Annotated in this window: 8 protein-coding genes; 1 reads left to right on the top strand and 7 read right to left on the bottom strand. The window is 36.1% G+C overall.

The features are described from left to right. The 4 genes from OZP12_RS10410 to OZP12_RS10395 all read right to left on the bottom strand — a co-directional run bounded on the left by OZP12_RS10410 (position 1) and on the right by OZP12_RS10395 (position 4,827). Positions 1-1,236: an NAD(P)/FAD-dependent oxidoreductase gene (locus tag OZP12_RS10410; protein ID WP_281229019.1), complete on the bottom strand. Its 1,236-nt coding sequence runs from the start codon at positions 1,234-1,236 to the stop codon at positions 1-3. A 72-nt stretch (positions 1,237-1,308) separates the two neighbouring features. After that, a complete protein-coding gene (locus OZP12_RS10405; RefSeq protein WP_281229018.1) occupies positions 1,309-2,319 on the bottom strand; it encodes a 4-hydroxyproline epimerase in 1,011 nt (336 codons plus the stop codon). Positions 2,320-2,322: 3 nt separating this feature from the next. Further along, a complete protein-coding gene (locus tag OZP12_RS10400) occupies positions 2,323-3,891 on the bottom strand; it encodes an aldehyde dehydrogenase (NADP(+)) (protein ID WP_281229017.1) in 1,569 nt (522 codons plus the stop codon). Positions 3,892-3,912: 21 nt separating this feature from the next. Continuing rightward, on the bottom strand, positions 3,913-4,827 hold the full coding sequence (locus OZP12_RS10395) for a dihydrodipicolinate synthase family protein (RefSeq protein ID WP_281229016.1): 915 nt from the start codon (positions 4,825-4,827) through the stop codon (positions 3,913-3,915). Positions 4,828-5,051: 224 nt separating this feature from the next. On the opposite strand from OZP12_RS10395, the gene OZP12_RS10390 reads away from it, so the two are divergent. Further along, the gene (locus OZP12_RS10390) at positions 5,052-5,894 is read left to right on the top strand and encodes an AraC family transcriptional regulator (RefSeq protein WP_281229015.1); all 843 of its coding nucleotides are present in this window, start codon (positions 5,052-5,054) and stop codon (positions 5,892-5,894) included. Between the two features lie 74 nt (positions 5,895-5,968). Here the strand turns inward: OZP12_RS10390 and OZP12_RS10385 are convergent, their stop codons facing one another. The 3 genes from OZP12_RS10385 to OZP12_RS10375 all read right to left on the bottom strand — a co-directional run bounded on the left by OZP12_RS10385 (position 5,969) and on the right by OZP12_RS10375 (position 12,398). Next, positions 5,969-7,555: a M61 family metallopeptidase gene (locus tag OZP12_RS10385; protein WP_281229014.1), complete on the bottom strand. Its 1,587-nt coding sequence runs from the start codon at positions 7,553-7,555 to the stop codon at positions 5,969-5,971. 241 nt (positions 7,556-7,796) lie between these two features. Next, positions 7,797-9,398 carry a RagB/SusD family nutrient uptake outer membrane protein gene (locus OZP12_RS10380; protein ID WP_281229013.1) on the bottom strand — a complete coding sequence of 534 codons (1,602 nt, stop codon included), beginning with the start codon at positions 9,396-9,398 and terminating at the stop codon, positions 7,797-7,799. Positions 9,399-9,410: 12 nt separating this feature from the next. Further along, on the bottom strand, positions 9,411-12,398 hold the full coding sequence (locus tag OZP12_RS10375; RefSeq protein WP_281229012.1) for a SusC/RagA family TonB-linked outer membrane protein: 2,988 nt from the start codon (positions 12,396-12,398) through the stop codon (positions 9,411-9,413). Positions 12,399-12,601: the final 203 nt, after the last annotated feature.

The following is a 12,601-nucleotide window of genomic DNA, read 5'->3' as shown; positions in this document are numbered from 1 at the left end:
TTATAGTTGAAACATTTCAGTGCCAACAGACGTTCGTTTTCCAGAAATAATTTCCGAGACTATTTTTCCGGTTCCTGGAGCCAGACTTAGCCCCATCATAGCATGTCCTGTTACCAATGTTAGATTCTTAAGTTTTTTGTCCCTGGCAATTATCGGCATACCCGAAGGAGTGCAGGGTCTGAATCCAAACCAAGTTTCTTCCGCCTTGGGCATTTCAATTTTTAAATCAGGATAAAAATCATTAATTGAATTTACGATTCCCTGTACTCTATTCTGGTTAATTTTGATATCATTAGTATGGGTAATTTCCATTGTTCCCCCAAACCGAATATCATTATTCATAGGTGTTACGGCAACTTTTCCTTCACATAAAATTGATGGAATTGAAGGTTTGTGACTTTGATCATTTAGAGTAAAACTATATCCTTTTCCCGGCAAAATTGAAATATTGACATTCAGTTTTTTAGCAATTTCAGGACTCCATGAACCTGATGCCAAAACAACCTCATCTACTGCAAAAGGACCATTGTCAGTTACAATTTCAGTAATTGTGTCATTCTTTAAAACAAAATCAACCACGGTTGTCTGAAGATGAATCTTCACATCCAGCCTGTATAATTCCTCTTTTATAAACTGCATGAATTTTTGCGGATAAATATGTGCATCACTTTTATAATGAACACCTCCAATCACACTTGTTACTGTTCCATTTTCTAATTTTGAAACCTCCTCTTTCGAAAGAAAATCAACTTTCAGCCCTAATGCTTGAGCCAATTTTCCTTCGTGATGCATGTCTTCAGCAGTTTTATCAGTTTTATAAAGCATTAAAAGTCCTTTTTCCTCATAAAAAAAAGAATGGTTCTCTTTGGCCAAATCCTGATACAATTCTTTGCTCAAAAGCGATAGATCACAAAGTGCCGGCATTGCTTTCTCAACATGCTGTAAATTGGCATGTTTATAAAACTGTAATCCCCATTTCATCAAATCCAGATTTAATCTGGGTTTCACATAGAAAGGACTTTGACTGTCAAACATCCATTTTATCCCTTGGGCAATCATTCCTGGCTGCGCAAGCGGAATTATATGGGATGGCACAATCATTCCCGCATTCCCGTAAGAACAGCCGTCTGTCATATCAGATTTATCAAAAACAGCTACTTCAAACCCCTCTTTGGCTAAATAATAAGCTGAACACAAGCCTATTATTCCTCCGCCTATTATACTTACTTTTTTCATTATTCACATAAATTAAAAAAACATTGGCAGTGATACTTATCCGTAAACCAATTATTTCTTATTACTATTTACTTAAATTACCTGAAAACCAAAAGCATACGGATCATCATCTTCATCGATAATAATCGTATTGTAACCATATACTTTTGCCCAGCCTTGAATGCTTGGTACAATAGCACTAATATCTCCTATGGATGTTTCTTCTTCAACCCTTCCGATAAATTTGCTTCCGATAAAACTTTCATGAACATAATCTTCTCCCTTTTTCAATTTTCCTTTAGCATGAAGTTGTGCTATTCTAGCCGAAGTTCCTGTACCGCAAGGAGAACGATCTATGGCTTTATCTCCATAAAAAACAGCATTTCTGCCAGATGACGCAGGGTCTATCGGGTCTCCTGTCCACAGCATATGGCTTACGTCACGAATCGTGTCATTTTCCGGATGAATAAAAAGATTTGGATATTTTTCATTGATCCGTTTTCTCACTTCCTGACTGTACTGCACAATTTTTCCAGCCGTAAAATCCTGAATGCCTGAAAAATTCTTTTGCGGATCCACAATGGCGTAATAATTTCCACCATAAGCCACATCAAAGACAATCTCACCCAATTCCGGACAATCAACCGTAAGACCTTCGGCTGCCAAATAGGATTTTACATTTGTCAAACGTACCCAATCTACCTTTTTCCCGGTTTGCTGGTATTCAATCTGAACCAGACCGGCAGGAGCTTCCATCTTTATTTTTCCTGGAATTTTTGGTGTAATCAATCCTTCTTCGACGGCAATGGTTATTGTTCCGATGGTTCCGTGGCCACACATGGGCAGACAGCCTGAAGTCTCGATAAATAAAATTCCAAAATCATTTTCCGGATCACTGGGCGGATACAGAATACTGCCGCTCATCATGTCATGACCTCTGGGTTCAAACATCAATCCTTTACGGATCCAATCGTATTCTTTTAAAAAGTGTTGCCTTTTTTCGCTCATGTTGTTTCCAACAAGATTTGGGCCTCCGCCGGCAACTACTCTTACTGGATTACCGCAAGTATGCGCATCTACACAAAAAAATGTTTTTCTTGGCATAAATTATATTGGATTCTTTGTTAGTATATCATTTATGGTTCTAGTGATATTCAGCAGATTTTTATCCTGCAGAGCTGTTGGCAGCAATGCATCCGGCCAATCTTGATAAGTTACCGGGCGAACCCATCTTTTTACAGCAGTTAATCCCACTGACGTAAATTTACTGTCTGAACTCGCAGGAAATGGTCCTCCGTGTGTCATTCCGGAACAAACCTCAACTCCCGTAGGAACATTATTAAAAACTAACCTTCCTACTTTATTTTTAAGGTTTTCGATTACTTCCCTGAATTCATCCAATTCTTTTAAATCAGAATTTATTATCGTTCCTGTCAGCTGTCCTTCCAAATCATGCATAATTTCATTCAGCTGATTCACATCATCACATTTTACAACAACTGAAAAAGGTCCGAAAACTTCTTTATGAAATGTTTTGTTTTTTAAAAAAGTACCGCCATCAACCGATATTATATTCTGCAGTGCATAATTTGGTTTTGTCTCTTTATCCAAATGAGTCTGCTGCGTATACCCTTCTTGTCCAAGAACTTCTGATTTTAAATTTTCATATTGTCTCTTAATGGCAGGGTTTAACATACAGGCTGGTTCAAGTTTATCAATCTCTAAAGCTAAAATAGCAATAAAACTTTCTAATTCTTTGCTCTTTATCCCTAAAATAAGGCCCGGATTGGTGCAAAACTGACCTGTACCTGCAGTAATAGATGCCGCATAATTTTTTGCCCATTTTTCAGTATCGGTTTTTAAGGCAGATGGCAGCACCAATACCGGATTTATACTTCCCATCTCAGCATAAACAGGAATAGGAACAACCCTGTTTGCCGCAATTTTATATAATGCCGTTCCTGCCTTAATACTACCGGTAAAACCTACCGCTTTTACCAAAGGATGTTCTACCAGTATTTTTCCAACAACAGTGCCACTACTATTGATATTCGAAAAAACTCCGTTTGGCATTCCTGTTCTTTTAGCTGCTTTAATGACTGCCGAAGCGACCAGCTCTCCCGTTCCTGCATGAAGCGGATGCGATTTTACGATAACAGGACAGCCAGCTGCCAAAGCACTTGCCGTATCACCTCCGGCAGTGGAGAAAGCAAGGGGGAAATTACTGGCTCCAAAAACTACAACAGGCCCAATTGGAATCTGCATTCTCCTAATGTCTGGTTTGCCTTCTGTTTTATTGATAATTGCTTCCACCCAAGAACCTTCTCTGAGCATGGCTGCAAAGGCGCGCAATTGTCCTGTTGTCCTAGCACGTTCACCATTGGCTCTTCCCATCGGGAGGCCTGATTCCTGAACATATGTTGACAACAATTCCTCTCCCAAAGCTTCAATTTCCTCGGCGATGGCTTCTAAAAAATGCGCCCTCTTGTTATCTTCAATCGCCCTATAGCTCTGAAAAGCCATTTCTGCCAATGCAGCTGCCTGAGAAATTTCGTCTTCAGTAGCTTCATAAAAAACAGTTTCATTCTCCAGATTCAATTCTGGATTGATTGTTTTATAAGTCGCATCTCCTTTGGCGGAAAGCATATCTCCAATGTAATTTTTCCCTGTTATCATGGCTTGCTTTTAAACTGATCGTTATATATTTTTATAGTCAGGCAAAATAGGTCTGCTTTTCATTGCAACATCAATAATGGACAAAACGCGCTCCCTTTCAACTCCCTGCAACGGTAGTCTTGGCAGACGTACATTTTCAGTCCCAAGACCTGTAGCTACTTCTGCCAATTTAATATTTTGCACAAGCTGTGGTGAAATATCCAATTCTAGCAGGGGCATAAACCATCTGTAAATGGCTACAGCTTCATCTATTCTTCCGGCTTTGACCAATTTATAAATAGCTACCGTTTCAGCTGGATATGCTACGACCAGACCTGCTACCCAACCGTCTCCTCCGGTAACCAAACTTTCAAGGGCCAGGGTATCTACCCCGCAAAGCACTTTCAATCGGTCTCCAAAACGGTTTTTGATACGTGTTACATTACTGATATCTCTTGTTGATTCTTTCACTGCCTGAATATTTTCAAGTTTTACCAACTCATCAAACATCTCTAAAGTAACCTCGATTTTATAATCTATTGGATTATTATAAATCATAATCGGCAGTGAGGTACTTTGGGCAATTTCTTTGAAATAAACTACTGTTTCATGATCCGTTGCTTTATACCTCATTGGAGGCAACAGCATCAATCCATTGACACCTAATTCCTCAGCACGTTTCGCTAAAGCAACGGCCTCACTTGTTGCCTGTTCGGCAATATTTACGATAACGGGAATCTTTCCTTCCGCTATTTTCAAAGAGACATTGATTAAAACTTCCTTTTCCTCTTTGGTTAATGTACTTGCCTCTCCGAGTGTTCCTCCGAGTATAATTCCACTAACACCGGCATCGATTTGTGCCTTGATATTCTTTTCGAACATTAGAAGATCCAATTGACCCTCTTCTGTAAACTTTGTCGTTACAGCTGGCATTACGCCTTCCCATTTTATTTCCATAAGTTATTATTTATTGTTTTATCTGTACGATGTAATTCACATACCCGTATCGGTATTTGATGCCAATTTGCAGCTATGCTCACTATCATAACATTTTTTATCAAAAATAAAACTTATACTCAGTGCCGGATTTGTCATTATTAGCCTTTATCAAGACTATATTACCCCATCTATTGCACAATAGCATTTTTTTGATAATATTTACATAACCAAAAACCAATACATTGAAAATTCTACCTTTTAAAATACCAAAAACAGAAAGAGAAGCACTTATTTATCAAGAGGATATTGAACATGTTTTTTACAACCACCTTCACCAGCACGAAGAAATACAAATCAGTTATATCGTAAAGGGATGCGGTACCTTGATCGTCGGAGATTCGATAAACGATTATAAAGAAAAAGATATTTTAGTGATTGGTGAGAACATACCTCATGTTTTTAGAAGTGATACCGAAACCTCTTCGGAATCGATAATGTATACGTTGTTTTTCACAAAGACTTCTTTCGGGAAAGACTTTTTCAGTCTTAATGACTTGAGCAGCGTTGATGAGTTTTTTAAAGATTCAGAGCATGGAATTAAAATTTTGTCCAATCAAAACAAAATTATCCATCATTTTGATAAATTAAAAAAGCAAAATAAAATTCAGCGTATTGCTACCTTTTTAAAAATCATCAACATCATTATTAACTCAAAAAAAACGCCTCTTTCTTCATTCATCTATAAAAAGAAATATACTGACGATGAAGGAAGGCGCATGAGTGCTGTTTTTGAATATGCCATAGAGTCTTTCCATCAAAATATCACTTTAGAAGAAGCGGCAGAAAAAGCCAATATGAGTAAGAATGCTTTTTGCAGGTACTTTAAAAAGCGTACCAACAAAACATTTTTTCAGTTTTTGATTGAAATCAGAATTGAAAATGCATGTAAGCTGCTACATAATAAAAAAGATCTTTCGATTGCCTCCATATCGGAACTCTGCGGATTTCAGGATATTGCTAATTTCAACAGAAAATTTAAAGAATTAAAAGGGATTTCGCCTTCGCAATATCGCGGGCAGTTTTAATTATTTGCAAATGCAATAGGCTGCAACACAAGTTTCAAAATATAACTGTCCAGTCAGCCTATTACTTATTGTCTTTATTTAAAAATTGACTTTCTGATTTCCATCTGCAATGGCGAAGTTTCTGATAATTCTTTTATTTCAAAACTTCTTTCAATCAAAGTATCATTTTCAGTGACAGATTTCATCGGACTTAAATCTATCTGAAGTCCTGCATACTTTAAATATTTCTGATAATCAACTGCCTTTACGGTATTTACATACGTTTTTATTTCGTCCAGAGGTTTTCCGGCAGTCTGTTCAGAAACCTGCCAAAATTCAGCTTCAGTAAAACCCCTTCCCTTTTTTTCATAAAATTCGTTGTACAAAAAACGCATTACATCATCCAAAGATTTTTTGTTATGGGTATTATTTCTGATTTCCAAATCCAATAAAAGCGCAATTACCGGTCCTTTGTTGTAATACGATATGGTTGTCTGCTTAGCATTGCCTTCATTATTGAAAAAATTGAGCCAGATATCAAAGCTGGAGCGGGACAAAGACATATGCCTGCTTCCGTCAATATTTTCATACCTCTTTATGGATTCAGTGATGTATTTATAGGCCTCTTTGCTTTCAAGCAGGCCGGCTCTCATCATGATGATGTATTCATAATAAACAGTAAAACCTTCAGAAACCCATAACATCGACGTGTAATTTTCTTTGTTATAATCAAATGGTCCTAATTCTATCGGGCGGATTGCTTTTACATTGTAAAGATGAAAATATTCATGGGTTACAAAATTCAAAAAATCCGTATACGCTTCAATTGATTTAAAATCAAAAGTGCCATTGGTAAATATGGCTTGGGAATTCCAATGTTCCAGACCTCCGCCACCGGCTTCCATCATGATGTAACTATAATGGTCATAAGGCACTTTTTTCATAATAGCCGTTGTAGCACTCATGATCTTTTTGAGGTCTGCAATAAATTTCCCTTGATTGAGTCCTTCGGGAGTGGCAATTCCCAAAGAATATGACTTTCCTTCATGTTTAAAATCAATAGTCAACTGATTGCCCAGATAAACCGGACTGTCATACAATGTGTCAAAATTATTGGCTGAAAAAGTGTTTGTTCCTTCTTTTACCCTGTTCAATCCAGTTGAAATTTTAGTCCATTTTTTATACGGCTCAAAAGTTACCTGCACAGGATTATTAATCTGATTTTCGATGTGCATGAAAACATTGTTAGGCATGATGAAAGCTTTTTCACTATCAATATAAGATTCTGCAACCGATTTTCGATTGGCAAAAAAACGATACGTGATTATAATCTTTCTTTGCTTACCGTTATCGACAACCCAGTTGTTTTTGGATTTTTTATGCCAAAATAATTTATTTCCGCTGCTATCCATTACATCAAAGTCTACGATATGTCTTGGCGTGTCCAAAATCATGTAATAACCCGGCGACCAAACTGGAAGCATAAAACTGGTTTGAGTATCTCTCAGTCCTTCGCATTCCAAACGAATATCCAGATAATGTAACTCTGGAGCTTCCATTGAAACAGTATAATTCAATTTAATTGGCTTTACTGAAACTGTCTCCGCCTTACTTACACCGAAGAATAAAAATGCCAGCAGACATGCAAAAAAACTACATCTAAATTCTAATTTCTTCATCATAACTCTTTCTTTTTAAAACAACTTACCTGCAGACCCTAACTAAAAGTAAGCAGGTAAGTACCATTCAAAATATTTTTTTTAAAATTCTAAAAAAAGAAAGCCATCCCCAATACTACAGGAATGGCTGTCCATACACTTACAAGTAACCAGCTTGTAAAATTTTCATACTTTTTTTAAGATTAAAACTCATTTAAAACCGTTTTATGGCAGTCTAAAAAAAACAATCAATAAGTCGTTCTGATTAGTATCCTGGGTTTTGTTTTAAATTACTGTTTTTATCTATTTCCGACTGTGGTATTGGAAGAATAGCTCTAAAAGCTGCACCAGGATTTTTTTCCTTAGAAAACCAAGATTTTGTAGAATACACTCCAAATCGTATTAAGTCTTGTTTTCTATGAGCTTCACCAATAAATTCCCATGCCAGTTCATCCAGGAAACCGCCATATTGGATATCAGCTCCGCCTTCATATTTCGTGATTACTCCAGCCTCATATGTTCCGTATTTATAAACACTTCCCCCTAAAAGTTTTGCTCCTGTAACTGTTGCTTTAGCAGGATTGGTATTTTTAAAATCACGTTGTCTAACCTGAGAAACGATGACAGCAGCTCCATTTGCATCACCCGTTCTTAGTAAACATTCCGCTTTGATCATCAAAGCATCCGTATATCTGTAGAATGGGACATCATTACTTGTCTGCCCTATATCGCCAGTTCCAATCTCATATTTAACCATTCTGAATCCTTCGTTAGGCTCGCATCCATTTACATTAGTCAAATAATTAATATATTCAAATTGTTTACCGTTTACCATTATTGGCTCTCCTTTACTGGTAAACTGTTTGCCTCCCAGCCAGGAATCTTTTAATCTTTGATCATCTGGGTCGTAAGTATCTATAAATTGAGGAATACCTCCCGAACCATTCCAAGGCCCTCCGCTCAATTCATAAGTTGCCTGGCTTTGAGCTGCCAAAGTTTTATATGGCCAATAACTTCCGCCTGTTTTAATCTGATCAAAAGGAATAGACAATATTTCTTCTGAAGAACCTTCATTTTTAATTTTGAAGTTATCCAAATAGTTACTGGTCATACTAAACTTACCGCTGCTTATAATATCATTAACCTCAGCTAAAGCTTCGTTCCATTTAGGTGTTCCTAAATACACTCCAGCGTTGAGATATAATTTTGCCAAAGTCATTTTGACAGCCCATTTTGTAACCTTGCCATATGTTTCAGTATTATTTTGATCACTTAAAAAAGGCAACGCAGTTTTTAATTCCTTTTCAACGAAATCATATACTTCTTTCCCTGTATTCTGAACAGGCAGATATCCTGGAGGATTAACATAAGAAGTTACAATTGGAACATTTCTAAAATTATCCAAAAGCAAATAGTAATAAATAGCTCTTAAGGCCTTTAGTTCCTGAATAACTTTTTCTTTATTTTCAATACCATCAATCTGTTCAATTTGATAAATAGCTCTGTTTACACTATTTACACCGGTATATAGATAGTACCAATTACCCTCAGCATGAGGCAGTGTAGATCCCCATGTATGCTGATGCATTGTTATATAATAATCTCCCCAGCCAATACCGTTCCTTTGTGGTGTTACAATCAGATCCGATGATTCTTCATACAGACAGAATGCAGCATCCCAGCCCCAAAAAATATCCCTGAATGAAGTATATGCCGGCGCAATAATACTCGTTAAATCTTCAGCTGTAAGTTTGGTACTCTCAGCAGTTATTGTATCATAGACTGTCTCATCCAAATTTGTACATCCTGTTCCTAAAAGAAGTAAGCTTGAAACAAGGATTTTAGATACTATATTACGATTTTTCATCTTAATTTTTTTTTAAAAAGTTACATTTAATCCTAAAGTAAAAGATGTTGTAGATGGATATTTATCTCTATTATCCATTCCTTGTGACAAAGGATCTTCTCTTTTTATTTCTGGATCCAAGCCTTTGTATTTTGTAAATGTGGCTAAATTATTTCCTGACATATACAATCTCATTGCGTTTATAATCTTGAATGGTTTAACATCGAAATTATAAGACAGCGTAATGTTATCAACCTTTACGTAATCTCCTTTTTCAAGATAATAGCTAACATAAGTCTGGTTATAGTTCAATACTGCTTTATCATATACTTTGTCAAATGCAGAAGATAACATATTGTAACTAATAGTAGGATTCTCATAGAACATGCGCTGAGAATTCAGTATTTTAAAATCAAATGCTCCTGTCAGCACCATGCTCAAATCAAAGTTTTTATAAGTAAAAGTATTGGTCCAGCCGGCATAATATTTTGGAATACCATTTCCTAAGTATTGTTTATTTTCATCATTATATAAAGCAGGAGTTAGTGTTTTTCTGGTACCGTCTGCTGTTTCAATGATCCATTTTCCGTCAGTTGTAATATCTACTGATTTTAATCCCCAGAAATTACCTATTGACTGTCCTACTTCTAATCTGTGAGTTGAAAATGAAATTGGATCTCCAGTATTTCCTGTATTAATAAAGTTTTTATCTATTGCGTATAAATCATTAGAAAGGCTTGTCAGCTTGTTCTCATTATGTGAAAAAGTCATTGAAGAGTTCCATATAAAGTTTTTGCTTTTAACAGGGACTGTATTAAGAAGAATTTCAAATCCCTTATTTTCCATTTTTCCAACATTGGCAGTAATGCTAGAATACAAATATGGAGGAGTTGGCACATTATAATCCCAAAGCATATCACTTGTTTTTTTACTGTAAAAATCAACACTTCCGCTGATTCTATTTTCTAAAAATCCAAAATCAACACCAATATTTACCTCAGCTGTTTTTTCCCAGCGCAGATCAGGATTAGGATTACTTGCTGGAACTAACCCCTTCACCCATTTTCCATCATTAAAAAAATAGCCATTATAATTGTACAGTGTTTGAGACATATATGAAGCTCCGGGAATTACACCTGTAATACCGTAACCTGCTCTTAATTTTAAATTATTTACATAGGAAGCATCTTTAAGGAATGACTCTTTGTGCATACTCCATCCAGCAGAGACTGCCGGGAAATTACCCCATTTATGATTTTCTCCAAACTTAGATGAGCCCTCTCTTCTAATACTGAACAAAAAATCATATTTACTGTCAAAATTATAGTTGGCTCTACCAAAGAATCCTATCAGCTTATCATCATTTTTATAACTGCCCATTGAAGCTTTTCCGTCAGATAAGGCATTACCAGCCCCTAAGTTATTATAGGAAAAAGCATCCGTAGGAAAATCAAAATTATAGGCTGAAAATCCCTGATTAACGGTATACTGATAACTGTAGCCCCCTAATACCGTAAATTCATGCTTAGCAATTTTTTTGTTGTATTTGGAAGTAAATTCCAGAAAATCTCTATCTGTATCACCAGTGTTTCTTGAAGCAACACCATTTCTTCCGTTTAATGTATTAGAATAATGTTTTTTGGTTTCTGAATAGCCGTTCAAAGCTGAATTTTTATTCTTGGCAAGCATTAACCCTGCATCCCAGCCAGGCAGTAAATCAAGAGTTAAATTAGCCGTAAATCTTTGCCAGGTATTATCTCTATCCTCCTTTGTTTCATTCATTATTGCAACAGGATTATAATATTGAAACTTGTTTATATCTTCATTATAAGTCCCATCTGCATTATATACCGGAGCAGTAGGATTTCTTATCATAGCTTGTCTGTAGGCATATCCTGCAGTGCCTTCAGAAATACCCATTTTTTGTGTTCCATTAAGAAGGTTCAGATTAATTTTTAATTTATCATTGAACATTTTATGGTTTACATCAAATGAAAATCTATATTCCTTATTAGATGTCCCGTTAAAGATACCACCTTGATCCATATAATTAAGATTCACCGCATAATTTGTTCTTCCAGTCCCTCCTTTTATATCAAGATTATGGCTTTGAGTGAATCCGCTTCCCGATATTTCATCCAGCCAGTCTGTAGAGGTGCCTCCATCTGTAAAAGGCAATTTTGTACCTTGGGAAAGCAGGTTTCTATATTGACCCGCATTCAAAAAGTCTGCCTTATTGTAAAAATTAGATATCGAGGCATAAGTAGAGTACGTCAGAGTTGGAGCCATTTCTTTGTTAACTGTTTTTGTGGTAATGAGAATTACTCCATTAGCACCTCTAGTCCCATAAATTGCAGCTGCCGATGCATCTTTTAACACATCTATGGAAGCAATATCGTTGGGAGAAACAGTATTTATGCCTCCTGGTACGCCATTAATTAAAACCAAGGGAGCATTTGAGCCTTTCAAAGAAGATATGCCTCGCAATAAAATGGTAGGTTCTGCAGATGGATCCCCTGAACCATTACTAATGGTTAGACCTGCCACTTTACCTCTAATAAGATCGGAAGCATCTCTAGTTGCTCCTTTGGTAAAATCCTTTTCCTTTATACTGGCAATAGCACTGGTAACCCTGGCTTTCTTTTGAGTTCCGTATCCTACTACCACAACTTCCGACAAATCGTTTACCATCGATTGAAGTGACAAATTAATAGTCCCTCTTCCATCCACTTTTACTTCCTTGGTCACAAACCCCATAAAGGAAAAAATTAAAGTAGGATTCCCTCCTTTGGTTGTAATTTCATAATTTCCATCGAAATCGGTTACTACAGAATTACTGGTTTCTTTTTCCAAGACTGTCACTCCGGATATCGGCACATTATTATTATCTTTGATTATTCCCTTTATTTTATGTTGGGCAAACGAAATACAAAACACAAATAGAAAGAAAAACGTATGGAAAACCTTTTTTCTAAAAAAAAGATTTTTCATAATTCCAGAGCAATGATTAGTTAGTCTCATAGTTCAATATTTTGGTTAGTGTTATTTTTACACTTGTAAAATTATGTTAAACTAGAACTAACGAAAATGTTTATATTATCAGAAACTAAGACTATATTATCCGGTTTTACCTAATATTCCGCATATTAACAAAATCAGAACTAAATTTGGCAAATAATCGCAACAAACATTAACGAATATATAGTTTTAACTTAAAATTAGCC

It is taken from the genome of Flavobacterium aquiphilum (genome assembly GCF_027111335.1).
Classification (GTDB): Bacteria; Bacteroidota; Bacteroidia; order Flavobacteriales; family Flavobacteriaceae; genus Flavobacterium; species Flavobacterium aquiphilum.
The sequence above is the reverse complement of the archived record's forward strand: the minus strand, read 5'-3'. Positions and strand labels throughout refer to the sequence as shown.

Bases quoted from the DNA above. Each gene is read 5' to 3' on its own strand.
- OZP12_RS10380 (WP_281229013.1), bottom strand. From the start codon at position 9,398: ATGAAAAATCGTAATATAGTATCTAAAATCCTTGTTTCAAGCTTACTT.
- OZP12_RS10375 (WP_281229012.1), bottom strand. From the start codon at position 12,398: ATGAGACTAACTAATCATTGCTCTGGAATTATGAAAAATCTTTTTTTT.
- OZP12_RS10385 (WP_281229014.1), bottom strand. From the start codon at position 7,555: ATGATGAAGAAATTAGAATTTAGATGTAGTTTTTTTGCATGTCTGCTG.
- OZP12_RS10405 (WP_281229018.1), bottom strand. From the start codon at position 2,319: ATGCCAAGAAAAACATTTTTTTGTGTAGATGCGCATACTTGCGGTAAT.
- OZP12_RS10410 (WP_281229019.1), bottom strand. From the start codon at position 1,236: ATGAAAAAAGTAAGTATAATAGGCGGAGGAATAATAGGCTTGTGTTCA.
- OZP12_RS10400 (WP_281229017.1), bottom strand. From the start codon at position 3,891: ATGATAACAGGGAAAAATTACATTGGAGATATGCTTTCCGCCAAAGGA.
- OZP12_RS10395 (WP_281229016.1), bottom strand. From the start codon at position 4,827: ATGGAAATAAAATGGGAAGGCGTAATGCCAGCTGTAACGACAAAGTTT.